We start from the raw sequence: 24,822 nt of genomic DNA, 5'->3' as shown, positions 1-24,822 counted from the left end.
ATCGACAGATCCTGCAACCGAGGGGCAAAGCCCCTAAGCCACACTTTCCAAAAAGGTCACATGCGTGTCGCCATAGCGACGTTGATCCAACAGCTGGAACCCTTCCGGCGAGTCCTGAGGTGCGTTTTCCTCAAAGACGATCAACGCCTCAGGCGCGATCCAGCCACCGGCTTGTGCCGCCAATAACGCCTTTGTTCCCAATGATTTGCCATAAGGTGGATCAAGAAAAACCAGATCGCAGGGCGCGCCAGTGTTCTCGCCCAATCGCGTCGCATCCCGTGTCACAACTTGGGACGCTTGCCCCTGTTTCGTGATCTTGATGTTCTGCCGAATGAGGCTCTGCGACTTGCGTCCATCATCCACAAAGGTGCAAAACTCAGCCCCGCGCGAGAGAGCTTCCAGACCCAAGGCCCCGGTGCCTGCAAACAGATCCAAAACCCGCGCCCCCGTGACCGGATCCCCAAATTTTCCGCCCATCAACACATTAAACAGGCTCTCGCGCACCCGATCCGTCGTCGGCCTGAGATGCGCGCCCGCATCGCCTTTGCCGACCGAGGCAAGGGCGATGCCACGACAAGAGCCTGCGATAATCCTCACGCTTTCAACAAGTCCTTGAGCACCGTAGATGGATCCGAGACCACATCTGCCGACGGAGACTTCCCAGCCTCGATCAACCGCTTGGCCACCATGTAATCTCGAGGCGCATTGGCGGCATCGACGGCCAGCAAAGTCTCGCCCTGATAATACCAGAAGGATATCCCCGCATCGCCCATATCGCGCGTCACGACGTTGTCATATCCCGCGTTCAACCCGGCGATCTGCAGTTTGACGTCATATTGATCCGACCAGAACCACGGCGTCGCCACATAGGTCTTGCCTGCGCCCATAATGTTCTGCGCGACCACTTCAGCCTGATCGATGGCGTTTGGCACGCTCTCTAGGCGGATGCGCGTGTCTTTATATGGGAAAGACGCACAATCGCCTGCGGCCCAGATACCGTCGACCGATGTGCGGCCCTCTGCGTCTGTCTTGATCCCGTTGTCCAGGGCAACGCCCGCGGTTTCCGCTAAACCCGTGCCCGGCACGATCCCAACGCCAACAATGACGAAATCAACGTCCAGAGTGGTGCCATCCGCAAGCTCAGCGCCGCTGACACGACCTTCGCCCGTCAAACGCGACAGACCCACACCTTCAAGAATGTTCACCCCATGACCCGCATGCAGCGCGCGGAAATAATCCGACGTCTGCGGAGAGGCCACGCGTTGCAATATCCGATCCGCCATCTCGACCAGCGTCACGTTCAAACCCTTTTTGGCCGCAACAGCCGCTGCCTCAAGCCCGATGTATCCGCCACCGACAATCAGCACCGACTTACCTTCGACAAACTCTGGTGCCATGGCGTCGACATCTGGCAAATCGCGTACGGTGTAGACGCCCTCAAGGTCTCCGCCAATCGCGGCAGGCAGACGGCGAGGCGCGGAGCCCGTGGTCAAGACCAGCTCGTCATAGGGCAGGATTTCATCGCCAATCGCGATGGCTTTGGACACGGGATCAATCCCTGTCACTTCGGTGCCCAGACGCAGCGTAATGTTGTTGTCAGCATAAAAGCTCTCTGGCCGCAGATAGAGCCGATCCAGCGCCATATCCCCAAGCAAATACGCCTTGGACAAAGGGGGCCGCTGATAAGGCGGCGCAGTTTCTGCCCCGATCAAGGTCACCTCGCCCTCAAAGCCTGAATTCCGCAGCTTGGCCACAAGCGAAGATCCCGCCTGGCCAGCCCCAACAACGACAACATGCGTCATGTGAGTCTCTCAAATCTGGTTGCTGATCTTAGCTCTAGCCCTATAACTCATCATCAAGCAAACCCAAATTACGGAGACCCTTTCGATGACGATATCTGTTGGAGACAAACTGCCAGACGCAACCCTGCTGACCCTTGGCGAGAACGGCCCTGAAGGCGTGTCACTGAGCGAAAAACTCGCAGGCCGCAAAGTGGTGATTTTCGCCCTGCCCGGTGCTTACACCGGCGTCTGCTCGACCGCGCATGTGCCAAGCTTTATCCGCACCAAAGGTGACTTTGACGCAAAAGGCGTGGACGAAGTGATCTGTATCTCTGTGAACGACCCGTTTGTGATGAAAGCCTGGGGCGAGGCCACCGGCGCGACAGAAGCGGGCCTTACATTCCTGGGCGACGCGCAATCTGAATTCACCAAAGCGGTTGGCATGGACTTCACCGCACCGCCTGCGGGTCTGATCGCGCGTTCCAAACGTTACGCGCTTTATGCCGAGGACGGCGTGGTCAAAGTGCTGCAAGCCGAAGAAAACCCAGGCGTCTGTGACGTCTCGGGCGGCGAAGCGATGCGCGACGCGATCTAAGGATACGGGCGGCCCTGCCGGGGTCGCCCTTTTTGCTATGTCAGGCCAAACCATCATCCCCATCTTTCGCAGCTTTGACGAAGCCAAGGCGCGCGAGTTCTATATTGATTTTCTTGGGTTTGAGGTGACGTTCGAGCATCGATTTGAGCCGAACACACCGCTGTATCTGGGGCTGAGGTTTGGCGATTGCGAGTTGCACGTCTCTGAACATTTCGGAGACGCCACGCCGGGGTCTTCGGTGCGTATTTCGATCCAAGATGTGGCGGGATATTGCGCGGCTTTGAATGCAAAGAAATATCGGCATGCCAGGCCCGGGTATCAGGATCAGCCTTGGGGCATGCGCGATATGACCATCAATGATCCCTTCGGGAATCGTCTGATTTTCTGCGAAGACGCGGCAGACCTGTCCGATTTTGGCGCCTAACCCGCCAGCGCATCCATTTTGCGCGCGAGTTTCATGTCCAATGGGCTGAGCCCACCCACGTCATGGGTCGTCAACGTAACCTCTACGCGATTGTAAACATTGGACCATTCCGGGTGGTGCACCCATTTTTCAGCCCAGATCGCCGCGCGGGTCATAAAGCCGAAGGCCTCGATGAAGTTTTTGAACTTATAGGTTTTGGAGATCGCATCCCGATCTTCGTCCAAAACCCAGCCAGCCTCGATCAAAGCGGGTAACTCGGTCTCGCGTGCGTCCTGCGAGAGTTTTTCGGTCATTCGTGATCCTCCTGCGTCGTGTTCCGAAAGGGGCCATAAGACGTCAGGATTTCGATCTCCTGCGCCACGGCATCCCGTTCGGCCACCAGATATTGCGCAACGGCATCCGAGAACCCCTGATCCGCCATCCAATGCAGCGAATGGGTCTGAACCGGCAAATAGCCGCGCGCCAGTTTATGTTCGCCTTGCGCGCCCGCTTCGACCCGCCTGAGGCCATTGGCAATCGCCCATTCGATGGCCTGATAGTAGCAGATTTCAAAATGCAGGCAGGCGTGGTCCTGAATACAGCCCCAATAGCGCCCAAAGAGCGTCTCGGCTCCAATCATATTCATCGCGCCCGCAATGGGCGAACCATCGATTTCGGCCATGATCAGCAGCACGTCGTCCCGCAGGGTCTGATGCGCGATCTCGAAGAAGTCTCGGGTCAGATAAGGCGTGCCCCATTTGCGACTTCCCGTGTCCTGATAAAACGCCCAGATGGCGTCCCAATGTTCGGGCTGGATCTGATCGCCCGTATAGCTCCGTATTTCGCCGCCAAAGGCCTGCGCCTGTTTGCGCTCCTTTCGGATGTTTTTGCGTTTGCGGCTGGACAGCGTCGCGAGGAAGTCGTCGAAGTCAGCATACTCTTCGTTCACCCAATGAAACTGCTGGCCGGTGCGATGCAAGAGCCCCATCTCGCGGCCGATCTCGACCTCTTGGTCTGTACAGAAGGTCACATGCAGAGAGCTGAGCTGGTTCTGCTCACCGATTTGCAGCGCGCCTTGGACAAGCGCGGCCTGCCCAATCTCTTCATATCCCGGTTTGGTCAGGAATCGGCGGCCGGTCGCTGGCGTGAAGGGCACTGCGATCTGGAGTTTGGGATAATACCGCCCACCCGCGTTTTGATATGCATGCGCCCAGTTGTGGTCAAAGACGTATTCGCCCTGACTGTGCCCCTTGGCATAAAGGGGGGCGACGGCGATCAGCTCTGATCCCGCATGGGCGGTCAGATATTGCGGCTGCCAGCCGGTGCCCGGGCCGACGGATCCGCTGTCCTCGAGTGCCTTAAGAAACCGATAGGTGGTGAAAGGGTCAACGGGGCGCTTAAAATCGGCACGCGCGCAAGCGTCCCAATCTTCCGGGGCGATCTCGGCCAGCGACCGATGTAGTTGAATTTCAATAGGTTCGCTCATGTCTGCCCCTCACCCCATATTTGGCGCAGCACTTGGGATGTTCAAGCGGGGAACTCGGCCAGATATTGTTCAAAGGTGATATTAGCCGCCACTTTGCGCGCCTCTGCCTCGATCTGAGGCGATGTAACCGTCCAACAGAGGATATCTGCGCCCTGCGATTTCAACTCCGCAACGCGGAGGCGCGTCAGATCGTCGACCTCGTGGCTGATGAAACTGGCGCCGACACGGTCAAAATCAGGGATGTCACGAAGGTGGTCGCAGATGCGTTTGGGGAGCGGACCCCAATCTTCATAGATGTAACTACTGGTCGTTATCCCGCGCGGGATTTCAGGGCAAAGATCCGCCAGTTTGGCCACACTGTTTGGGTTAAACGACATCACAGCGACGGGTCCTGCATAGGCGTTCAGGGCAGCAACCGTCGCAGCCTCGAGCGTCCCGATATTCGTACCCATCTGACCATCCTGATCCTTGAGTTCGATCAGCAGAGGCACACGCCCGCCGACCAGCTCAAGAACATCTGGCAAAGTTGGGATGGCCTCATTGCCACCTTTCAAACCAATTGATGCAAGTTCTTGTGCCGACTTTTGACGGATCGGGCCGCTGGCGTCCGCGAGGCGATCAAGCCCATAGTCATGAAACACCATCGCCTGATCATCGCGCGACAATTGCAGGTCGATTTCAATTCCATATCCCACCTTGATTGCCGCTTGAACGGCCGCACGGCTGTTTTCCGGGCGGCCATCGGTGACGTCATGCAAGGCGCGGTGCGCCAGAGGCGTTGTCAGGAACGCGGGCGCAAGTCTTGGGGTCATTTGATCTGGAAGATACCTTCGATTTCTACGGCGACGCCAAAGGGCAACGACGCCGCAGAAACCGCAGACCGGGAATGGCGGCCTGCGTCGCCCAGCGCCGCGGCCAGGAAATCAGAGGCTCCGTTCACAACTTTGGGCTGGTCGCCGAAATCCGCGGTGGAATTGACAAACCCGGTCAGCTTCACAACGCGCACTAGGCGGTCCAGATCGCCACCACAGGCGGCTTTCACTTGGGCGAGCAGAGAAATCGCGCAGGTGCGGGCCGCAGCGGCTCCGTCCTCGACACTCATGTCATCGCCGAGCTTGCCAGTGATAAAGCCATCCGCGCCTGCAGAAATCTGGCCCGAGACATAGAGCGTGTCACCAACCTGAACATAGGGGACATAATTGGCTGCAGGGGCTGGCGCGTCAGGCAAAGTGACACCCATGTCTGCAAGCTTGCTTTCAAAACCACTCATCGGCTTTCCTCTTGTAAATCTGGCGGCACATTAGGCGCGCACTCGCGACATGAGAAGCGGAATTTGTGGGGACATTCAAGTCTCACGGAAAGCTTTGCGCGCATAGTCTGCGAAAGGTGCCAGAAGATAATTTAATATGCTGCTGGATTGGGTCGCGAAATAGGCGGTGACAGGCATGCCAAGACGCGCATTCTCGCCAAGTGAACCACCAATTGCAGACAGCTCGACATCGACTTCGAAGTAATGCTGCGCGGCACCGCGCCCTTCCAGAACATCCGCCGACACGCGCGCTACATGCCCGGTCTGCCAAATGTCTGGCGCGTGCCCATCCAGATGGACACGCGTAGGCTGGCCTGGGTAAATGTGATCAATGTTCTTTGGTGAAACCTTTAGTTTAGCATGGGTTCCGGCACCCAAGGGAACGATGGCCATTGCCGGTTCGGCAGCGCGCAAGACGGTCTGCTCGGTTGTAACTCTGAGATCATGAACCTGCCCCGAAAATGGCGCGCGTAGGCTCAGTGCTTCGGCCTGCCTGGCAAAGTCAGATAAGCTATTCTGCACCTCTGTGATCTCCTGTTCAGCCCGCTCAATTTCTGAGAGAATTTTGGCGCGGCGGGCGGAGGTTTGTCGCGCAAGATCAAGGCCAAGTTCGAGCACCTGACCCTCAAAGGCCGTTTTTTCAGCTTTAAGCGCGGCCAGCTCGCCTTCCAGCTCTGCGATTTTGTGCCTTAAAGGCATTACGCTTGAGGCAGGCACAATGGCTTTCGCGACAAGTGCCTCTTGGGTTTGCAAATCCTCTTGAAACAGATCCAAACGCGTGCTCAACGAGGCAATCCGCGCGTCAGCCGCAACCAATTGACGCCGCAACGTTGTCTGACGTCTTTGCATTTGTTCCGCGTGATTGGCCCAGGCGAGCTGCTCTGCTGCGAGAATATCCCTCTGAAGCTTTTGTACATCCTCGGGAATGTCGACTGTGCCAGATGGCGTATTCACGGACGCAAAGTCGACTTCGCGTCCCCCTGCGAGCTGAACGATGAGTCGCGCATGTCGTGCCTGAAGATCCAAGAGAGATTTCGTCAGCACAGCGGTTTGGTGCGAAACGTTGGGGTCCTCCAGCACCAGCAAGAGCGTGTCTTTGTTAACAATCTGACCTGCACCCACTGCAAGCTTAAGAACTTTTCCACCCGTCGGATGCTGCACCCAATGAGTCGATTGGCTGAGGGTCAAATGTCCGGATGACACGATAGCGCTCTGAATTGGAATGGCGGATGATAAGCCGACAAATCCTGCCAGCAATGTGACAAGAGTCATTGACCCCATGCGCAGCGCTACATACCAAGAGATCGGGTCCCTCATGACGCCAGATCCAATTGCGTTGCAGGCTCTTGTGAGGCGCGTGGGGCAAGGAAACGCGCCAGCACGGAATCCCTCGGTCCGAACCCGAGATTCTGGCCCTTGTCCAACCACAAGAGCTTGTGAACCGAGCCCAAAGCGGTCGGATGGCGCGCTGTAAAGATCGTGGTTTTGCCCGCTGTGGAGCGGGCTTCGCATAAGGCCGCTATCGCATGAACACCCTCTGGAGGTTGGCCGTTAAATGGATCGTCCAAGAGTAAAACGGGTGGGGAGTCATAGATCGCATGGGCCAATGCCAATCGATAGCGCATAGCCTTTGGCCAGGCGGACAAGGCTACGTCCACATCCGAGTTTAAGCCTTCGTCCAGTTTTGCGACGTCGTCAGCGAGACCTGCCGCCTTAGCAGCATTCAAGATTTGGGCGGCCTTGACCTCTGTTCGAAATCCCGAAATATTTTGTGCGATGGACCCCGTGAAAATCTGCGGTTCCGCACTTACAAACATGGTGGTTTGGCACGCGCGTGCTGCCCCCGTCAGCCCTTGTAGCGCACGCAGTAGCTCTGTCTTGCCAGACCCGAACGCACCAATCACGCCCAGGGTCTCTCCGGGCTGGATTTCAAAGTTGAGTGGAGACGAGTTTGAGACACTTGCCACCGATAGCCTAAGCGAGCTAACCAAAACCCGCGCAGATTGATCCTCGACCGGGATGGTATCTGGCTTAAGCGGATGTTGCGCAAAAATCGTGACAAGCGACCGCAGGCTTCGCCCTGCACCCACCACCACCGGCCATTGCGCGGACAGAACGTCCAACGGGGCACTCGCCCGCGCCAACAGAATGGTGGCTGCGACCATCGCCCCGGGCGAAAGCGCTGCCTGCAAAACCAAATAGGCGCCAAGCCCGAGCATCGCGGATTGCGCGCAAAGCTTCCACGTACGCAAAACGGCCATGACCGCACCCTGTATATCCGTACCTTTCGCCTCTGCGCGAACCGCGTGGACGCGAATGTCAAACCAATGTCGGCAGAGATTTCGGTGATGGTCTGTACGCAGTGACGTTGCACCTGCGGCGTCGATCTGCGACGCGATTTGGTCTGATTTAAACCCGTGGCCCCGCGCGTCTTCAACACGCGCCCGCCCAATCCAATGCCCGATAGTTTGAATGCAAACTGTTCCCGCGATCGCGACGCAGGCAAGCAGACACATCAGGGGATGGAAAAATGCGAGCCCCACCAAAAAGATTGGCGCCCAAATAGCATCCGCCAACGCCGCTCCGATAGGTGGAGACACCAATCGTTCGGCCGAGTCCGCCCAAGCAATCATCTGCGTTCGGGAAACGTCACGGAAACGATCTCTTTGAGATTGAGGGACTAACCCCAAACACTGATCAAATCTTGAGCGAAACTCTGACCCAAGACGAGCGAGAACACGCCCACGCGAAAAATCGAGTACCCCCCATGTCAGTAGAAGAAAAGCTGTGATCACCGACAGCCCAAGCAGCGTTTCCACGGATCGGGTCGCCAAAACGCGATCATAGATCTGCAGCATATAGAGAGGGCCCGATAGCAAAAGTAAGTTACCGAAAAAGCTAAATATTCCGATCCCAATGATCATTGACACCGCGCCTTTCGGTACCAAATCTAGGGTCTGATGCGACTTACTCATGCCTTTTACCCAGCCCCAAATTCGACCGTTGGAAGACAATGTTTGACCCAAGAAACCGTTGTGGCCCATTCGCCACAGGTAGGATAGGATTTTCTGCGTGCATATCTGGTCTTTAAGTCAACATTCTAAATGCTTTATGAGGACGCAAAGATCTTTGGATAAATTTGAACACATATGGACTCGAATTTGATGTCGACCGGCCGCAAAATTTTCGCACTTCTCGCTGCGCTGTCTTTGACAGCCTGCGCAGCGTCGCGCCCAGCGGTCACCTCGGATATCCACGATCCGCATGAAGATGCCAACCGCAATGTCCATGCGTTCAACCTGGCGTTGGATCGCAACATCGTGCGGCCTCTGTCACGAGGCTATGGCACCGCGATCCCAGAAGGCGGTCGTCAGGTTGTCTCGAATGTGGCCGAGCATCTGGGCCTGCCTGCCGATATTCTGAACAATGTCCTGCAAGGCGATCTGCGCAATGCAGGGAACAACACGGCACGCTTTGTGGTGAACACGGTCTTTGGCGTCTTTGGCACCGGAGACATGGCGACCGGCATGGGTATCCCACTTAGGAAAACCGACTTTGGCGAGACCCTGCATGTGTGGGGCGCGGGCGAAGGCGCCTATGTCGAATTGCCGGTGTTTGGCCCATCGACGTCGCGTGACACTGTCGGCACTATCTTGGATTTTGCCTTGGACCCGGTGGCCATCGTTCTGCCCCGTCCGGAAAGCTATGTCGGTACGGCCGCGACGTTTGCCGACCAACTTGGCACGCGGTATGATTTTGCCGATGCCGTCGACTCGGTTCTTTATGAGAGTGCGGACAGCTATGCGCAGGCTCGGATTTTGTACCTGCAAAACCGCCGATTTGAACTTGGCGTCACGGTCGAAGCCAGTGACGTAGATCCATTTTCGGATCCCTTCGCGGATCCATTTGCTCAGTAGGTGATGTTATGAAACGTCGTATTTTCCTCGCATCCGGCGCAGCTCTGGCCCTGATGCCGGCTTCTGCCTTCGCGCTGACCACCGGAGAAGCCCGTGTTCTGGTCGACAAGGTCGTCACCGATATCAACCAAGTGATCGCGTCCGGGAAATCGATCAATGGCATGGTGCGCGATTTTGAAGGCATCTTCAAACGCCACGCAGATGTGGCCTGGATCGCAGGCTCGGCTTTGGGACCGGACGCGCGCCGTATGAGCGCGTCGCAACGCAACCAATATGTCAGTGCCTTCACCAAATATATCTCTGGCAAATACGGCCGCCGCTTTAATGAATTCAAAGGTGGCAAGATCGTTGTGCAAAACGCCAAGAAGGAAAAGAACTATTTCCGCGTGGAAACCGTGGCCGATCTGCCCGGGCAAGCACCTTTTGCGGTGGATTTTCTGGTGTCCAACCGCACGGGCAAGAACCTGTTCTTTGATCTGATCGTCGAAGGCATCAGCCTGCGTCTGTCAGAAAAATCCGAGATCGGCGCGATGCTGGACAAGCGCGGCGGAGATCTGGACGCCCTGATCGCAGACCTGCGCAAGTTCGGCTAGCGAACGCCTGATTTTCACAAGCTCGCGCCCTTAAGGCGACCACCACTTTAGGGCAACATCTTTTGTTCGCCCAAAGCAAACGCGTTTTCAGCCAAGCATTATCGCCGTTTCTAGGATGCAGCGATCAATTCCGCCCGCCCAAAATCCCGCGCAGAAGTTGTTCCAGCACATTTTCCCGGTTGTTGCGTACCGGTTCTGGCACGCGGTTGGCATTTCTGCTTGGGGTAAAGCCCGGCAGGGCGCGTGGGATTTCGCCGTCGCTGACGCGGGTCATGACTTGCTTCCAGATTTCCGCCGGAAGACCGCCGCCGGTAACCCCCGTCAAAGGCGTGTTGTCGTCATAGCCCATCCACACGCCAGTCACATAGTCTGCTGTGAACCCAATAAACCACGCGTCTTTCGCCGCACTCGTCGTGCCCGTCTTGCCGGCCACTTCCCAACCCGGCAATTGCGCGCGGGTACCACTGCCCTCAGAGACGACTTTACTCATCATATAAATCAACTCGCGCGCGGCACCCTCTGTGATGACCCGCTCGCCAATACCTCCAGCGGTGCCCATCATAGGCTCGTCTTCGCCCTGCAGGCGCAATTCAACCAGCCCATAAGGCGTTACCGACGAGCCACCGTTCAAAATACCTGCGTAGGCCCCAGTCATTTCAAGCAGGGAACTCTCTGAGGCCCCCAATGCCAGTGCCGGACCATCGGCAAGATCACTTTCAATGCCAAAGTCCGCCGCCACTTTGCGCACGTTGTCGCGACCGACCGACTCCGAGATCTTAACCGCCGGGATATTGAGCGAATTGGCCAAGGCCCATTCCAGCGTCACATCGCCATAGTATTCGTTGGTATAGTTGCGCGGGCACCACTCGCCAGAGCCGGGGATGTTCATGCAAAGCGGCGCATCCTCGACCAGATCGTTGTGACTGTAACCCAGATCCAGCGCGGTCCCATAGACAAATGGCTTGAACGCCGACCCGGTCTGACGTTTCGCCTGCACCGCGCGATTAAACGCCCCGCTGACTTTGGTCTGACGCCCGCCGATCATAGCACGCACGGCCCCATCAGCAGACATGACCACCACAGCGGCCTGCGCCTCAGAGCCTTTGCGCACGTTGTTTTCAAAGACCCATTGCAGCCCCTCTTCGGCGGCCGTCTGGATGCGCTGATCCAGTGTGGTCTGGATAATCACGTCCTCGGTGGTTTTCTGGCCTAGGAAATCCGGAAGGTTTTCCGGCCGCATGATCCAATCCGCGAAATACCCGCCCGCTTTGGCCTGAGCGGCCTCTGACAGCGTCGCGGGGTTTTCTTGCCAAAAGAGAGTCTGTTCGTTGCTTAGGTAGCCCTGCTCATTCATCAAACGCAGAATTGTCGCAGCGCGATCCTGACTGCGTTCAAGATTATTGGTCGGAGCCAATCGTGTCGGTGCCGTCAAAAGCCCGGCAATCATCGCGCTTTCTGCTGGGCTAAGCTCGGCTGCATTCTTGCCGAAATAGACCTGCCCCGCAGCCTCAACCCCATAAGCCCCGCCGCCCATATAAGCACGGTTCAGATAGATCGAGAGAATCTCGTCCTTGGAATATTTCACCTCCATCGCCAAAGCGTAGATCGCTTCGGTGATTTTGCGGGTCATCGACGTGCGGCGGCAATCGGCGACATAGGCCGCTTCGCTCTTCCACTGGTCTTTGTCGAACTCGACACCCAGACAAAGCAGCTTGGCTGTCTGCTGCGTAATGGTCGAGCCGCCGTGGCCCTGCAATGGCCCCCGCCCTTCACGCAGGTTGATACGGACGGCAGAGGCCACACCACGCGGGCTGACGCCGAAATGGTTGTAGAACCGTTTGTCCTCGGTCGCGACGACTGCGTTCTTGAGATGCGGAGAGACGGAGCTTGCCGTGACGACTCCGCCAAACTGATCCCCGCGCCATGCAAAAACATCGCCATTACGGTCCATCAAAGTCACAGACCCCTGTGCGCGCCCATCCAATAAGGCGTCCAAATCCGGCAAGAGCACATATTGATAGCCGACCGCCAGACCGATGATGGTCGCAACCACCATCGCGACGCGCCATGTGATTGTCCAGACCAACCCCCAGAACCACGCCCAGAGCCGCCCCAAAAGGCTCCGCTTCTTGGGCGTCGGCTTGCGTCGGGTTGTCCCGCGTTTTGCTTTGCTTGCGGGTTTTGCGGATTTCGCAGGCGCTTTGCCCGCAGGCTTTCCCCTGCCAGAGCGCTTGGCGCCATAGCGATTGTCAGCCACGAGGGGCGACCTCTTTTTCTTGGAATCACGCATGGATCAGTCTGCTCGACAGTCTTAATTGGGCATATTTTAACTAATGAATTCGAAAATGTAGAGCAGCGAGTAAGCGGAAGATCGCTTTAAATTTTGCCTATTTTTTGTGCGACGCGCCTTAAAAGTGCAAAAATTGTGCAAAAACGCTCCATTTTTGGGCAGTTGACGCCCTGTTTCCCTTCGATTCCCCCCTTGGGGCGGGTTTTTCTGCGGCGGTACTGACTTGTCAGCGACGCGCGCTGCCAAGCCACAGGAAAGGGGATCAGGGTGAAACTGATTATTGCAACGATTAAACCGTTCAAGCTCGAGGAGGTCCGCGAGGCGCTGACCGAGATCGGCGTGCGCGGTCTCATGGTAACCGAGATCAAGGGCTTTGGCGCTCAGTCCGGTCACACTGAAATTTACCGCGGTGCAGAATACACCGTTAATTTTGTACCGAAGGTCAAACTGGAGCTCGTCGTCGCAGCTTCCATGGTTGATCAGGTGGTTGAAACCATCTCCAACACTGCGCGCACCGGCAAAATCGGTGACGGCAAGATCTTTGTTCTGGACGTGGCGCAGGCTGTGCGTGTGCGGACCGGCGAAACCAACGAAGACGCGCTGTAAGAGCGCGATCAAAAGGGGAATATCCTATCATGAAACTCGCAAGCAAACTTGGCTTGGCCTCCGCATTGGTCGCTCTGCCATCGCTGGGCCTGGCACAGGACGCAGTTCCTGGCGTCGACGCTTCCAGCGACACGATCTTTATTCTGAACTCTCTGCTGTTCCTCGTCGGCGGCTTCCTGGTCTTCTGGATGGCAGCAGGCTTTGCGATGCTCGAAGCGGGCCTCGTACGCGGCAAGAACGTTACCATGCAGCTGATCAAGAACATCTCCCTGTTCTCGCTGGCGGCGATCTTCTACTACCTCATCGGCTACAACCTGATGTACCCACTGGGCACATGGTCCGTTGACGGCGTTCTGTCCGGCGTCTGGGGCGTAGGTGTTCTGGAAGCTGTTGGCGTTGGCCGTGACGGTGCAGACGACTATGGTTATGCATCCACTGGTTCTGACTTCTTCTTCCAGCTGATGTTCTGTGCGACCACCGCGTCCATCGTGTCCGGTACTCTCGCCGAGCGTATCAAACTGTGGCCATTCCTGATCTTCACGATCGTTCTGACTGCCGTCATCTACCCACTGCAAGCCTCCTGGAAATGGGGCGGCGGGTTCCTTGACGCGGCTGGCTTCCTGGACTTCGCGGGTTCCACCGTTGTGCACTCTGTAGGTGGCTGGGCCGCTCTGACAGGCGCTCTGATCCTGGGCCCACGTATCGGCAAGTACAAAGACGGTAAAACCGTTCCTATGCCAGGTTCTAACCTGACGCTCGCGACTCTGGGTACATTCATCCTGTGGCTGGGTTGGTTCGGCTTCAACGGCGGCTCTCAGCTGGCGATGGGCACTGTTGGCGACGTTGCAGACGTATCCCGCATCTTTGCAAACACCAACACTGCAGCAGCAGGTGGCGCAATCGCAGCTCTGATCCTGACTCAGATCATGTACAAGAAGCCTGACCTGACCATGGTTCTGAACGGCGCGCTGGCGGGCCTCGTGTCCATCACTGCAGAGCCTCTGACCCCAACTCTGGGCGCAGCAACTCTGATCGGTGCTGTTGGCGGCGTGATCGTAGTCTTCGCAGTTCCAATGCTGGACCGCATGAAGATCGACGACGTTGTTGGCGCGATCCCTGTTCACCTGATCGCAGGTATCTGGGGCACCATCGCAGTTGTCTTCACCAACTCTGACGCGTCCCTGGGCACTCAGATCTACGCCATCGTGGTTGTCGGTATCTTCACCGTCGTAGCCTCCGGTGTGGTCTGGTTCATCCTGAACGCGATCATGGGTCTGCGTGTGGACGAAGAAGCCGAGATCACTGGTCTGGATATGGCAGAGCTGGGTATGGAAGCATATCCTGAGTTCTCCAAAGGCTAAGCCTTAGACCTCATAAACAAAGAAAGCCCGGAGCAGATCGCTCCGGGCTTTTTTATTGCCTGCCTGAATTGTTCAGGCTTCAGCCGGTGTCTCTGTGGACTGCTTAGGGCTGTTGCTTGCCTGCCGCAGATGCTCGGGAAAGGCCTCGCTGCTCAGTTCGGCGATATCAAGACCTGCGATCTCGGTTTCGATACCGACGCGCAGCCCCATGGTCAGAGACAAAAGCCACCACACCAAGGCCGACGTAAGCACAGTGAACAGACCGATTGCGCCGATGCCGTAAAGCTGCGCAAGAATGCTTGCGTCTGGATTGGTAAAGACCACCGCCAAAGTGCCCCAGATCCCGCAGGCCAAATGCACTGGGATCGCGCCAACAACGTCGTCGATCTTCATGCGGTCCAGCATTGGAACTGCGAAGACTACGATCACGCCGCCAACAGCACCGATCAGAGTTGCTGCGCCCAGAGTTGGGGTCAGAGGCTCTGCGGTGATCGCCACGAGGCCTCCGAGGGCGCCATTGAGAACGACCATGAGGCTTGGTTTGTCATGCAGGATCTGAGAGAGGATCAACGTCGCGAGAACACCCCCGGCCGCCGCCGCGTTGGTATTGGCAAAGATGCGTGAGATATCAGAGATATCACCAACAGTCCCCATCGCAAGCTGCGACGCGCCGTTAAACCCGAACCAGCCGAGCCACAGGATAAACGTCCCAAGCGCCGCAAGACTGAGGTCAGACCACGGCAGCTCCATCACCTTGTCGCCATTGTATTTGCCAATACGTGGGCCCAGGATCAGAGCTCCGGTCAGAGCGGCCCATCCGCCCACAGAGTGCACAACAGTAGAGCCCGCGAAGTCCAGGAAACCTGCCTGATCGAGGAAACCGCCACCCCATTTCCACGAGGCCTGGAGCGGATAGATCAATCCGGTCAGGACAACGGTAAACGCAAGGAAAGGCCAAAGTTTGATCCGTTCAGCCAAGGCACCAGACACGATAGAGGCAGTGGTGGCGCAGAACATGAGCTGGAAGAAGAAGTCAGACCCGGTGGCCGCGTATGAATAGTCATCCGCCAGCTCGCGCGTGACGGCGACCGGCTCAAGAATGGCCAAGCCGACAGCCGCAGAGACGAAACCATCGATGAACCATTGGCCCAGCGGATACATCAAGTTGTAGCCAAATAGATAATAAAGCGTGGCTGCAACCGCGAAGAGTGACATGTTTTTCGTCAGCTGCATGGCCACGTTCTTGCTGCGCACAAGTCCCGCTTCGAGCATGGCAAAACCAGCGGCCATCCAAAAGACGAGGAAACCGCCGATCAGAAAGAGAAGTGAGTTGAAGATAAAGACGGTGTCAGGGGATGCAGCATTCGATGAAGAGTCGCTCGCAAAGCTGAAGGACGGCAGCACAAATAATGCTGTCGCGAGCCCGATTGCTCTGGGGAGTGTCATGTTTTAAACCTCAGGATAGGATTATGTTATTATATTTCACTCGCTAAACGGGTTTGCTACTCGCAACCTACATCCTAGGTAGTATGAATGATCTGCCATTTTGACAAGCAATTTGTGAACATCTGAAAGCACTTAAGTGCCATTTGTGGGGTCGAGGCCCTGGAAAATTGTGGTCGTCAAGGATGCCCATCGGTGAACTGAACAAGGTCCCAGAGCGTTCCATAGAGATCTTTGAAGACAGCGACTATACCGTATTCCGCGGTCTTTGGCGCGCGCGTGAACTCCACACCTTTTGATACTAGAACATTGTAATCACGCCAAAAATCATCGGTCTGAAGAAACAGAAACACACGCCCTCCGGCCTGATTTCCGATAAACTTAGCCTGCTCGGGACTGGTCGCTCGCGCAAGCAATATCGAAGCGCCCCCTCCGTTTGGCCGCACCACAACCCAACGTTTGTCTTGCTCGGGTTGACAGCTGTCTTCCACCAATTCGAACCCCAGAACGTCTACGTAGAAGGCAATCGCCTCGTCATAGTCGCGAACCACCAATGAAATATGGGCCAGAGTCTGCATAACGCTGCTAGTATCACGAAACGCGCCCGGGCACAGGGCCCGGGCGATGTGTCACCAAGGGAAGTGGCCAACTTTTGGGGAGCGGCCGGGTGACACGGGGGAAGGCCGTGTCTCGGGGACAGGTTGAACACGGCCCGCTTTCTGCTCGAGGTCGGGTCTCGTTCTCTTTGCTGTATGAAGGTGATACGCGGGGCGCGGTGCTTTCCGTCGCATATTTGAAAAATATTTCTAAAAAAGAAAAAGCGCCCGCACGCGAGCGCCTTCTCAAGACTTTGTCAAAGCGTTTAGACGCCTGCGTCGACGATCGCCTTCGCCAGAACAGGCACGGATTTGTCGTTCAGTCCCGCGATATTCATGCGGCTGTCGCTGACCATATAGATCGCGCTGTCCACGCGCATTTTTTCCACCAGCTCTGGTGTTGTGCCGATTTGACTGAACATTCCACGGTGCTGGGCGATAAAGCCAAAGCGATCAGAACCGGAACGCTCCCGCAGCTCCTCGGCCAGTTGCTCCCGCAGCCCCAGCATCGAGAGGCGCACCTCTTCGAGTTCGGCAGCCCAATCGGCACGCAGCTCTGGATCCGTCAGAATAGTGGTCACAACACGCGCACCGTGATCCGGTGGGAAGGAATAGTTCTGGCGGTTCAGGAAGTTTAGGTTCTGTTGCACAATCGGCGTTTCAGCGTCAGCCGAGATCGCCATCAGAATGCCGGTACGTTCACGATAAATGCCGAAGTTCTTGGAACAGCTGCCCGCGATCAGAACATTCGCGACCGAGGAGGCCACAAGGCGCACAGCCTGCGCGTCTTCTTCCAGACCGTCGCCAAAACCCTGATAGGCGATATCGACCATCGCCAGCAGTTTTTTCTCGTTGATTAGATCCACAACCTTCTGCCACTGCGTCAGGTTCAGATTCGCGCCGGTAGGGTTGTGGCAGCAGCCATGCAGCAGAACGACATCGCCCTCTGCAGCCTTGCCGAGATCCTCAAGCATGCCCTCGAAATCAACACCGCGTGTTTCCGTGTCAAAGTAGCGGTAGGGAACCGCCTCGATGCCCACATACTTCAGGATCGACACGTGGTTTGGCCAGGTTGGGTTGGACACGTGCACTTTAGCGGCAGGATTTGCGATCTTGATCAGTTCAAACGCCTGACGCACGGCACCCGTGCCACCCGGAGTGGCCACCGCTGCGATGGAGTCGCGCGCGACGCTCTCGCCCAGAATCAGGCCGATCATCGCATCCGCATAGGCAGGGTCGCCTGCCAGAGCCACATAGCTCTTGCTTTCCTGTGTCTCCACCAGACGGCGCTCTGCTTCTTTCACAGCCCGCATAACAGGCGTCACGCCCTCTGCGTTTTTGTAGACGCCAACGCCCAGATCCACTTTGGCAGGACGCGGATCTTCGCGATAGGCCGCCATCAGGGTCAGGATTTTGTCTGCCGGTTGTGCTTTGAGGTTGCTCAGCATTATGCGTCTCCAGTCGCAATAGGAACTGTGGGGAAGGCGCCCCATTCAGTCCAAGATCCATCGTAAAGGGAATGATCAGTCTTACCAAAGCGCTCCATGGCAAGACAGAGCACCGCGGCTGTCACACCAGAGCCGCAAGAGGTGATTGCGGGTTTTGCCAGATCAACCCCGGCTGCTTCGAAGATTTCTTTCAAAACCTCGGGGTCTTTCATGGTTTTATCAGCGTTCAACAGGGTGCTGAACGGCACATTGCGCGAGTTCGGGATATGACCCGCCCGCATGCCTGGTCGGGGCTCGGCGGCCTCGCCTTTAAACCGATCAGCGGCGCGGGCATCGATGATCACATAGTCCATCAACTTAGAGGCCCGGCTAACCTCGGTCACATCCTTAACCATCTCATAACGCGGACGCGCAAACATATGGCGATCTCGGATCACCGGAGGCTCGTTGGAGACAGGCCGTCCCTCGGCGGTCCATTTTGGCAAGCCTCCGTCAAGCACGGCGATATTGTCGTGGCCCATCAACTTGAACAGCCACCATACACGCGCGGCGGAAAACAGCCCCGCGCCGTCATAGACAACGATCTGGTGCCCATCGCCTACGCCCAATTCGCGAATGCGCGACAGAAACTTTTCCACTGGTGGCACCATATGGGGCAAGTTTGAACGGTGGTCAGAGATATCTTCGATGTCAAAGAACCGCGCGCCTGGAATATGGCTTGCGTCAAATTCCGTTTTCGGATCCCGAGACTCGGTCGGCAAATACCAAGAGGCATCCAGAATACGAAGATCTGGGTCCTTGAGATTGGCATTCAACCAAGCCGTCGAGACAATCGTTTTTGGATCATCCTGTGCCATGCTGCACCTTTTGAGGAAATCTGGCTTTGCCTACTACCAGAGGGATAGAGTCGCAAGGGAACTCCTCAAATTTCCCCGTTCAGCGCGTGCAAATTAGAATCACCGGGTGAGGGTCATACGCAAATACAACCTTTACGTGCGCCTCAGCACAGGACGTTCTCGACACAATTAATTGGTCGCGGGTTCGATGATTGTGAACAATGAGATTGCTTATCGTCGTCGAAGTCCGCCTAAGTGCTTTTGCGCGCTTTGTTTTTCAGATAGTTCCAGCGTATTAATCTGTACAATAGCTTTTCAACTGCACAAGAAGTCTCAAGAAACCTGTTTCCAAGTTACTGATTAAAGGCTAAAATTGGTGGGTAAGACGCGGTAAGATTGTTTTTATGCCGTTGCGTGCGCGCTTAATCATATGAATTATATGGCAAAAAGCGCCCCAGAATCTCAGGAATTCCGCCTCTGATGCGGACCGAAATACGAGTGCCAGGGAGTTACGAGTACCCCCATGCTGCCCCGCGCAGCGTGGGGATTTTCATTTCTGGCGCCTCATATGCGTAAATTTCTATCTTTGTGTTGCTCAACTCTGGACGCGCTTACGCGACGTCAGGATTGCTGGATGGATTTTGGATCTAACCCCGTCCGAGATTAGTCACCGTGCCGCAACAGACGCTGTTTCTGACGGCCCCAATCGCGCTTCGCCTCTGTGGCGCGTTTGTCGTGCAGCTTTTTACCTTTGGCGATGCCGACCTTCAGCTTCACATAGCCCTTGTGATTGAAATACATAACAAGCGGCACAATGGTCATGCCTTTGCGCTGGGTCTCATTCCAAAGGCGCGCAAGTTCGCGTTTGCTCACCAAGAGCTTGCGGCGACGCCGTTCCAGATGCGCAAACATCGCCCGATCATAGGGCGCGATATAAGAGTTCACGAGCCAAAGCTCACCGTCTTTCACCTCGGCATAGCTCTCGGCAATGTTAGAGCCGCCGTTGCGCAGGCTTTTAACCTCTGACCCCATCAGCACGACGCCGCATTCGATGTCATCCTCAATGGCATAGTCAAACCGCGCCCGCCGGTTCTCGGCGATCACTTTGTAGTTGGGATCTGATTTAGGTTTCTTAGCCATGGTCGGGTTTGCTTACATCTGCAGCTTTGGGCTGTCCATCGGATTCCCCATATGGGGGCCGGACTGGGGCAATCAACCTTCATCTTGCCCCAAATACTCATTCTGCCGGAGCCCCCTTCACTGGCGTCAGTTGGTCCCGCAACAGCGCAACTGGATGGGCCTTTAGGCTCAGCCGCATGGCAACGTAATCCTCCACCACCTGCTCGCCCAAGGTCATTTCAGGCAGGCTTGCAGGCGCTTCAAAGATCGCCTCGCCGTCCATATCCGCCTCAAACAGCGGCAGAGGCTTGTCAGACCGGATCGCCTTGGCCTCCCACAGGGCCTCGCGGCGCACGAAACCAAGCCCTGAGAAAACATCCGCCTCAGCCAGCCGAGTGATGACCGCAGGGCCTATCCCTGCCCGCCGCCAGACCTCTTCGACACTCAGATAACCATTGCCGCGCGCGGCGGTGATCCAGGCGGCGTCTTCTTCGCGAATGCCTTTGATCTGACGAAACCCAAGACGCAGCGCCAGACCGCCCTGCCCGTCAGGCTCCATGACGTTGTCCCAAAAGCTTTCGTTGATATCGACAGGCCTGACCGTGACCCCATGCTCGCGCGCATCTCGCACGATCTGGGCGGGAGCATAGAACCCCATGGGCTGGGAATTGAGCAGCGCACAGGCAAAGATCCCGGGATGGTGGCATTTGATCCAGGCGGAGGCGTAGACCAACAAGGCAAAGCTGGCCGCATGGCTTTCGGGGAAACCATAGGATCCAAAGCCCTCGATCTGGGAGAAACAGCGCGCAGCAAACTCTTCGTCATAGCCGTTCTTTTTCATGCCGCGCATGAACCGCGTGCGAAACTCGCTGACATTGCCGTGTTTCTTGAAGGTCGCGAGGGAGCGCCTCAGACGATCTGCCTCTTCCGGGGAAAACCCCGCACCGATGATGGCGATCTGCATCGCCTGTTCCTGAAACAGCGGCACGCCAAGCGTTTTGCCCAGCACTTCGCCCAGCTCATCTGAGGGGAACTCGACCTTCTCTTCGCCATTCCGACGCCGGATATAGGGATGCACCATATCGCCCTGAATGGGGCCCGGACGGATGATCGCGACCTCGATCACCAGATCATAGAAATGCCGCGGGCGCATGCGCGGCAGAAAATTCATCTGGGCGCGGCTTTCCACCTGAAACACGCCGATGGAATCCGCCGCGCAGAGCATGTCATAAACCTTAGGATCCTCCTGCGGCAGGCTTGAGAGCGTGTAGGTCTGGCCATGATGCCGCGTCATCAGATCAAAGGCTTTGCGGATACAAGTCAGCATCCCAAGGCTGAGGACGTCGACCTTGAGGATGCCAAGGCTTTCGATATCATCTTTGTCCCAACAGATGACCGTACGGTCCTCCATCGTGGCGTTTTCAATCGGGACGAGTTCGTCCAGACGCCCCTCAGTGACGATGAACCCACCGACATGTTGGGACAGATGGCGCGGAAAGCCGATGACTTCATAGACCAGCGCCATGGTTTGGACGAGTCGCTTGTCATTTGGATCAAGCCCGATCTCGCGCATGCGGTGCTCTTCCAGCCCATTGGCCGAGAAAAAGCCCCAGAGCTGCGAACTCAGCGCAGAAATCGTGTCCTCGGTCAGCCCCATGGCACGGCCGACCTCTCGGATGGCGCGTTTACCGCGGTAATGGACCACGGTGGCGCAAAGCCCCGCACGATGACGGCCATAGCGTTCATAGATCCACTGGATGACCTCTTCGCGCCGTTCATGTTCGAAATCGACGTCGATATCGGGCGGCTCGTCGCGGGCCTCGGAGACAAAGCGCTCAAACACCATCGTGCCGATTTCGGGGCTGACCGAGGTGATGCCGAGGCAGTAACAAACCACCGAGTTGGCCGCAGACCCCCGCCCCTGACAGAGGATATCGCGGGAGCGGGCGAAATGGACAATGTCGCGGACGGTCAGGAAATAGGGCTCGTAGTTAAGCTTGGCGATCAGGGCGAGCTCATGTTCCAGCATGCCGCGCACCCTTTCAGGCGCGCCATATTTATAGCGCCATTTCAGACCCTCATAGGCGAGCCGTTTCAGGCGCTCTGTCGCACTTTCCCCCTGCGCGACTTCTGAGGGGTATTCATAGCGCAGCTCGCCCAGCGAGAAGGTGAGCGAGCCCGCGAGCGTGTCCGCCCGAGCGATGGCCTCGGGGTGATCGCGAAAGATCCGCGCCATATCACGCGCGCTGCGCAGACGGTGTTCTGAATGGGCTAAGGCCTCACGTCCCAGGGCTTCGACCTTGCACCCCGAGCGCACCGCCGCCAGCACATCCGCCAGCTTGCGACGACGCCCGTGGTGCATGCGCGGGGTGCAAGACGCCACTGTCGGCAAGCCCATATGCACGGCCCGCTCCGCGATGGCCGCGAACCGCGGCGCGTCCTGCCCGTCATAGCGGGGGCTGAGCATCACATCGATACGCCCTGCAAAGCGGCGCGTCAGGCGTTTGGCTTGCTGCTCCCAAGTGGACGCGCCGCGGGGCTGATGATGGGCATCTGGCGCAGGTTGCAGGATCAGGTGGAGGCCGTCGTGATGACTCGTAAGGTCCTCAAGCCTGAGAATGCAGCTGCCCTTTTCGGCCCGAAGCCGTCCGAGAGAGAGGATTCGACACAGACTGCCCCAGCCTGTGCGATTGATCGGCAGGGCCACCACGGGGCCCGCGTCCTCAAACAGCAGCCGCGCGGCGGGGATGAGGCGCGGGACATCGTAGATCGGGAAGGACTGCGGATCGGGAAGGTCTAAGGGTTTGGGGGGCCCAATGAGCCCATGTTCATCGTCAAAGCGCTGCCGTTCTTTCACCCGCCGCGCGATATCTTTGGCCTCGGTATAGGCGCGCACGATGCCGGCCACGGAATTATCATCGGCGATGGCGATGGCGCTTAGACCGACCTCGAGCGCACGGCGCATGTACTCCTCGGGGTGAGAAGCCCCGGTGAGGAAAGTAAAATTGGACATGGCGCAGAGTTCGACCGGCATGCCCTATTATATGTTCTTACTTTGTTCTTTTTGGAGTCGAAAAATTAGCGCCGTCGGATTCTGAGTATTTTTTGCAAGATGAAGTCAGAGGTAGGGCGTAAATTCCGCGACGACCTGCTCGTAAACTTCGCGTTTAAACGGCACGATATTGGCAACCAGTTGATCCACCGGCAGCCATCGCCATTCAGAGAATTCCTGATGATCGACCTCGATATTGATCTGATCGTCCGTGCCGTGGAAGCGATAAAGAAACCATTTCTGTTCCTGGCCTTTGAAGCGGCCCTTCCAGATTTTTGGCACGATGTCATGGGGCAGATCATAGGCGATCCAGCCTTTGGACTCAGCCAACAATGTGACCAGATCTGGCGAGACACCCGTTTCTTCCTCAAGCTCGCGCAGGGCAGCTTCGGCGGGTTCTTCACCCTTGTCGATCCCACCTTGGGGCATCTGCCAGGCCGCAACTTCACTGTCCAAACGTTGACCCACAAAGGCCTCGCCCGCCGCGTTGACCAGCATCACGCCGACATTCTGGCGATAGGGGAGTTTGGCGATCTCTTCGGGGGTCATGCGGGGCTCCTGTGTCTTGGTGGCTTTAAAACCCATGGGCGAAACGGGAGCAAGGCGCAAAGAAAAACGCCCCGCGTGATGCAGGGCGTTTGACTTGTGTTTTTAGGCTTATTCCTGCGGTCCCAGCGCGCTGAGACCCTTCAGGATGTCGATTGCATAGGCGAGCTGATAATCATCCTCGCGCAGCTGAGCCGTGGCCTCGGCCAAGGCGCGGTCCTCTTCGATCTGACGGATCTCGTCTTCGCTGAGGCTGTCATTGCCAAGGCTGCCGCGTAGATCCGCCTCGGAACGTGTACGACGCTCTTCCTCTTCCTCGGTCTGAGGCTGGCGGCGTGGCTGTTCCACGATGATATCTGGCGACACGCCCAGCGCCTGAATCGAGCGGCCTGACGGCGTGTAATAGCGTGCTGTGGTCAGACGCATCGCGCCCTCGCCGCGCAGAGGCATGACGGTTTGCACCGAGCCTTTGCCAAAGCTCTTGGTGCCAACGACAATCGCGCGACGATGGTCTTTAAGCGCGCCCGCGACGATTTCAGAGGCCGAGGCAGAGCCACCGTTGATCAGAACCACAATCGGCTTGCCTTGCATCAGATCGCCCGGCGTTGCGTTGAAACGCTCGCCATCTTCGACAAAGCGGCCACGGGTCGAGACGATTTCGCCCTTTTCCAAGAACGCATCCGAAACACGGATCGCTTGGGTCAAAAGGCCACCCGGGTTGTTGCGCAGGTCCAGCACGAGGCCGTTGATATTGTCGATGCCGCCCGCCGCGTCGATCTGTTCGGCGATACCTTCTTCCAGGTTCGGCGTGGTTTGATCGTTAAAGGTGGTGACACGCAGTACGATGCTGTCGCCCTCGGTGCGCGAGCGTACAGCCGTCAGTTTGATCGTGTCGCGGATGATGGAGACATCAAACGGTTCGGTCTCGCCTTCACGCGCGATGGTGATAATGATTTCAGAGCCAACGGGGCCGCGCATCATGTCGACGGCTTCGTCCAGAGTCAGGCCCAAAACGCTTTCGCCATCCACATGGGTAATGAAGTCGCCGGCTTCGATGCCAGCCTCAGAAGCAGGTGTTCCATCAATCGGAGACACGACTTTTACAAAGCCCTCTTCCTGCGTGACTTCGATACCAAGGCCACCAAATTCACCACGGGTTTGCAGACGCATCTGGGCCGCGTCATCTGGCGACAGATAGCTGGAGTGCGGATCCAGCGACGTCAGCATGCCATTGATGGCCGCCTCAATCAGATCGCCTTCGTCGACTTCTTCGACATATTGGCTGCGGATGCGTTCAAAGATATCGCCGAAAAGGTCCAGCTGTTCGTATACACTTGCGTTATCCGCGCTGTCTTGGGCTAGCAGAGGGCCAGCAATCTGGGTCGTCGCCAGAATTCCGGCCAAAGTACCGCCCAGCGCGGCCACGACGAATCTTCTCATA

Annotated in this window: 23 protein-coding genes; 6 read left to right on the top strand and 17 right to left on the bottom strand. The window is 57.0% G+C overall.

Features of this window, described 5'->3' with window-relative positions:
- Window positions 1-33: 33 nt before the first annotated feature.
- Both rsmD and HZ995_RS08245 read right to left on the bottom strand, forming a co-directional pair.
- On the bottom strand, window positions 34-597 hold the full coding sequence (gene rsmD, locus HZ995_RS08250) for a 16S rRNA (guanine(966)-N(2))-methyltransferase RsmD (RefSeq protein ID WP_209355204.1): 564 nt from the start codon (window positions 595-597) through the stop codon (window positions 34-36).
- Window positions 594-1,802, bottom strand: coding sequence for an NAD(P)/FAD-dependent oxidoreductase (locus HZ995_RS08245; RefSeq protein WP_209355203.1), 1,209 nt, complete (start codon window positions 1,800-1,802; stop codon window positions 594-596). Before HZ995_RS08245 ends, rsmD begins: the two co-directional genes overlap by 4 nt.
- An 85-nt stretch (window positions 1,803-1,887) precedes the next feature.
- On the opposite strand from HZ995_RS08245, the gene HZ995_RS08240 reads away from it, so the two are divergent.
- Window positions 1,888-2,376, top strand: coding sequence for a peroxiredoxin (locus HZ995_RS08240; RefSeq protein ID WP_209355202.1), 489 nt, complete (start codon window positions 1,888-1,890; stop codon window positions 2,374-2,376).
- Between the two features lie 37 nt (window positions 2,377-2,413).
- Complete coding sequence (locus HZ995_RS08235) at window positions 2,414-2,800, top strand: glyoxalase superfamily protein (RefSeq protein WP_209355201.1); 387 nt, start codon at window positions 2,414-2,416, stop codon at window positions 2,798-2,800.
- Here HZ995_RS08235 and HZ995_RS08230 read toward each other — a convergent pair.
- The 6 genes from HZ995_RS08230 to HZ995_RS08205 form a co-directional block, all read right to left on the bottom strand.
- Entirely contained in the window at window positions 2,797-3,093 is a 297-nt protein-coding gene (locus HZ995_RS08230; protein ID WP_209355200.1) for a 4a-hydroxytetrahydrobiopterin dehydratase, read from the bottom strand. The genes HZ995_RS08235 and HZ995_RS08230 overlap by 4 nt on opposite strands.
- Window positions 3,090-4,265 carry a GNAT family N-acetyltransferase gene (locus tag HZ995_RS08225; protein ID WP_209355199.1) on the bottom strand — a complete coding sequence of 392 codons (1,176 nt, stop codon included), beginning with the start codon at window positions 4,263-4,265 and terminating at the stop codon, window positions 3,090-3,092. The genes HZ995_RS08230 and HZ995_RS08225 overlap by 4 nt, the downstream gene beginning before the upstream one ends.
- 41 nt (window positions 4,266-4,306) lie before the next feature.
- The gene (locus tag HZ995_RS08220; RefSeq protein ID WP_209355198.1) at window positions 4,307-5,077 is read right to left on the bottom strand and encodes a glycerophosphodiester phosphodiesterase family protein; all 771 of its coding nucleotides are present in this window, start codon (window positions 5,075-5,077) and stop codon (window positions 4,307-4,309) included.
- Window positions 5,074-5,535, bottom strand: a complete 462-nt coding sequence (locus HZ995_RS08215) for a RidA family protein (RefSeq protein ID WP_209355197.1) — start codon at window positions 5,533-5,535, stop codon at window positions 5,074-5,076. Before HZ995_RS08215 ends, HZ995_RS08220 begins: the two co-directional genes overlap by 4 nt.
- Before the next feature lie 75 nt (window positions 5,536-5,610).
- A complete protein-coding gene (locus HZ995_RS08210) occupies window positions 5,611-6,891 on the bottom strand; it encodes an HlyD family type I secretion periplasmic adaptor subunit (RefSeq protein WP_209355196.1) in 1,281 nt (426 codons plus the stop codon).
- Window positions 6,888-7,835, bottom strand: a complete 948-nt coding sequence (locus HZ995_RS08205) for an ATP-binding cassette domain-containing protein (RefSeq protein WP_209355195.1) — start codon at window positions 7,833-7,835, stop codon at window positions 6,888-6,890. The genes HZ995_RS08210 and HZ995_RS08205 overlap by 4 nt, the downstream gene beginning before the upstream one ends.
- 903 nt (window positions 7,836-8,738) lie before the next feature.
- Between HZ995_RS08205 and HZ995_RS08200 the strand changes: the two genes are divergently transcribed.
- Both HZ995_RS08200 and HZ995_RS08195 read left to right on the top strand, forming a co-directional pair.
- A complete protein-coding gene (locus HZ995_RS08200) occupies window positions 8,739-9,491 on the top strand; it encodes an MlaA family lipoprotein (protein ID WP_245168625.1) in 753 nt (250 codons plus the stop codon).
- Between the two features lie 8 nt (window positions 9,492-9,499).
- Entirely contained in the window at window positions 9,500-10,084 is a 585-nt protein-coding gene (locus tag HZ995_RS08195; protein WP_209355193.1) for an MlaC/ttg2D family ABC transporter substrate-binding protein, read from the top strand.
- 124 nt (window positions 10,085-10,208) lie between these two features.
- Here the strand turns inward: HZ995_RS08195 and HZ995_RS08190 are convergent, their stop codons facing one another.
- On the bottom strand, window positions 10,209-12,374 hold the full coding sequence (locus HZ995_RS08190; protein ID WP_209355192.1) for a transglycosylase domain-containing protein: 2,166 nt from the start codon (window positions 12,372-12,374) through the stop codon (window positions 10,209-10,211).
- Window positions 12,375-12,641: 267 nt separating this feature from the next.
- Here HZ995_RS08190 and HZ995_RS08185 point away from each other — a divergent pair, with 267 nt between their 5' ends.
- Window positions 12,642-12,980, top strand: coding sequence for a P-II family nitrogen regulator (locus HZ995_RS08185; protein WP_209355191.1), 339 nt, complete (start codon window positions 12,642-12,644; stop codon window positions 12,978-12,980).
- A 29-nt stretch (window positions 12,981-13,009) separates the two neighbouring features.
- Window positions 13,010-14,341 carry an ammonium transporter gene (locus HZ995_RS08180; protein ID WP_209355190.1) on the top strand — a complete coding sequence of 444 codons (1,332 nt, stop codon included), beginning with the start codon at window positions 13,010-13,012 and terminating at the stop codon, window positions 14,339-14,341.
- A gap of 72 nt (window positions 14,342-14,413) precedes the next feature.
- Here HZ995_RS08180 and HZ995_RS08175 read toward each other — a convergent pair whose 3' ends face one another.
- From HZ995_RS08175 to HZ995_RS08140, 8 genes are all read right to left on the bottom strand, one after another.
- Entirely contained in the window at window positions 14,414-15,787 is a 1,374-nt protein-coding gene (locus HZ995_RS08175; RefSeq protein WP_209355189.1) for an ammonium transporter, read from the bottom strand.
- 176 nt (window positions 15,788-15,963) lie between these two features.
- The gene (locus HZ995_RS08170) at window positions 15,964-16,362 is read right to left on the bottom strand and encodes a VOC family protein (protein ID WP_209355188.1); all 399 of its coding nucleotides are present in this window, start codon (window positions 16,360-16,362) and stop codon (window positions 15,964-15,966) included.
- A 284-nt stretch (window positions 16,363-16,646) separates the two neighbouring features.
- Window positions 16,647-17,828 (bottom strand): aromatic amino acid transaminase, encoded by a 1,182-nt coding sequence (locus HZ995_RS08165; protein WP_209355187.1) that lies wholly within the window; start codon window positions 17,826-17,828, stop codon window positions 16,647-16,649.
- A complete protein-coding gene (gene sseA, locus HZ995_RS08160) occupies window positions 17,828-18,685 on the bottom strand; it encodes a 3-mercaptopyruvate sulfurtransferase (RefSeq protein ID WP_209355186.1) in 858 nt (285 codons plus the stop codon). The genes HZ995_RS08165 and sseA overlap by 1 nt, the downstream gene beginning before the upstream one ends.
- A 642-nt stretch (window positions 18,686-19,327) precedes the next feature.
- Entirely contained in the window at window positions 19,328-19,804 is a 477-nt protein-coding gene (gene smpB, locus HZ995_RS08155; protein WP_209355185.1) for an SsrA-binding protein SmpB, read from the bottom strand.
- Window positions 19,805-19,901: 97 nt separating this feature from the next.
- Window positions 19,902-22,817 (bottom strand): error-prone DNA polymerase, encoded by a 2,916-nt coding sequence (locus tag HZ995_RS08150; protein WP_209355184.1) that lies wholly within the window; start codon window positions 22,815-22,817, stop codon window positions 19,902-19,904.
- 84 nt (window positions 22,818-22,901) lie between these two features.
- Window positions 22,902-23,384, bottom strand: coding sequence for an RNA pyrophosphohydrolase (locus HZ995_RS08145; protein WP_209355183.1), 483 nt, complete (start codon window positions 23,382-23,384; stop codon window positions 22,902-22,904).
- Between the two features lie 108 nt (window positions 23,385-23,492).
- Window positions 23,493-24,821, bottom strand: a complete 1,329-nt coding sequence (locus HZ995_RS08140) for a S41 family peptidase (RefSeq protein ID WP_209355182.1) — start codon at window positions 24,819-24,821, stop codon at window positions 23,493-23,495.
- Window position 24,822 lies beyond the last annotated feature (1 nt).

Origin of the sequence: Cognatishimia activa, from assembly GCF_017798205.1 — a bacterium.
Taxonomy (GTDB): Bacteria; Pseudomonadota; Alphaproteobacteria; order Rhodobacterales; family Rhodobacteraceae; genus Cognatishimia; species Cognatishimia activa_A.
This window is presented reverse-complemented; position numbering and strand designations above follow the sequence as displayed.

Coding starts and splice junctions, on each gene's coding strand:
- HZ995_RS08145 (WP_209355183.1), bottom strand. CDS start 23,384: ATGACCCCCGAAGAGATCGCCAAACTCCCCTATCGCCAGAATGTCGGC.
- HZ995_RS08230 (WP_209355200.1), bottom strand. CDS start 3,093: ATGACCGAAAAACTCTCGCAGGACGCACGCGAGACCGAGTTACCCGCT.
- HZ995_RS08140 (WP_209355182.1), bottom strand. CDS start 24,821: ATGAGAAGATTCGTCGTGGCCGCGCTGGGCGGTACTTTGGCCGGAATT.
- HZ995_RS08215 (WP_209355197.1), bottom strand. CDS start 5,535: ATGAGTGGTTTTGAAAGCAAGCTTGCAGACATGGGTGTCACTTTGCCT.
- HZ995_RS08180 (WP_209355190.1), top strand. CDS start 13,010: ATGAAACTCGCAAGCAAACTTGGCTTGGCCTCCGCATTGGTCGCTCTG.
- HZ995_RS08220 (WP_209355198.1), bottom strand. CDS start 5,077: ATGACCCCAAGACTTGCGCCCGCGTTCCTGACAACGCCTCTGGCGCAC.
- HZ995_RS08200 (WP_245168625.1), top strand. CDS start 8,739: ATGTCGACCGGCCGCAAAATTTTCGCACTTCTCGCTGCGCTGTCTTTG.
- HZ995_RS08165 (WP_209355187.1), bottom strand. CDS start 17,828: ATGCTGAGCAACCTCAAAGCACAACCGGCAGACAAAATCCTGACCCTG.
- HZ995_RS08225 (WP_209355199.1), bottom strand. CDS start 4,265: ATGAGCGAACCTATTGAAATTCAACTACATCGGTCGCTGGCCGAGATC.
- HZ995_RS08205 (WP_209355195.1), bottom strand. CDS start 7,835: ATGGCCGTTTTGCGTACGTGGAAGCTTTGCGCGCAATCCGCGATGCTC.
- HZ995_RS08175 (WP_209355189.1), bottom strand. CDS start 15,787: ATGACACTCCCCAGAGCAATCGGGCTCGCGACAGCATTATTTGTGCTG.
- HZ995_RS08190 (WP_209355192.1), bottom strand. CDS start 12,374: ATGCGTGATTCCAAGAAAAAGAGGTCGCCCCTCGTGGCTGACAATCGC.
- smpB (WP_209355185.1), bottom strand. CDS start 19,804: ATGGCTAAGAAACCTAAATCAGATCCCAACTACAAAGTGATCGCCGAG.
- HZ995_RS08210 (WP_209355196.1), bottom strand. CDS start 6,891: ATGAGGGACCCGATCTCTTGGTATGTAGCGCTGCGCATGGGGTCAATG.
- HZ995_RS08245 (WP_209355203.1), bottom strand. CDS start 1,802: ATGACGCATGTTGTCGTTGTTGGGGCTGGCCAGGCGGGATCTTCGCTT.
- HZ995_RS08170 (WP_209355188.1), bottom strand. CDS start 16,362: ATGCAGACTCTGGCCCATATTTCATTGGTGGTTCGCGACTATGACGAG.
- HZ995_RS08235 (WP_209355201.1), top strand. CDS start 2,414: ATGTCAGGCCAAACCATCATCCCCATCTTTCGCAGCTTTGACGAAGCC.
- HZ995_RS08150 (WP_209355184.1), bottom strand. CDS start 22,817: ATGCCGGTCGAACTCTGCGCCATGTCCAATTTTACTTTCCTCACCGGG.
- HZ995_RS08240 (WP_209355202.1), top strand. CDS start 1,888: ATGACGATATCTGTTGGAGACAAACTGCCAGACGCAACCCTGCTGACC.
- HZ995_RS08195 (WP_209355193.1), top strand. CDS start 9,500: ATGAAACGTCGTATTTTCCTCGCATCCGGCGCAGCTCTGGCCCTGATG.
- sseA (WP_209355186.1), bottom strand. CDS start 18,685: ATGGCACAGGATGATCCAAAAACGATTGTCTCGACGGCTTGGTTGAAT.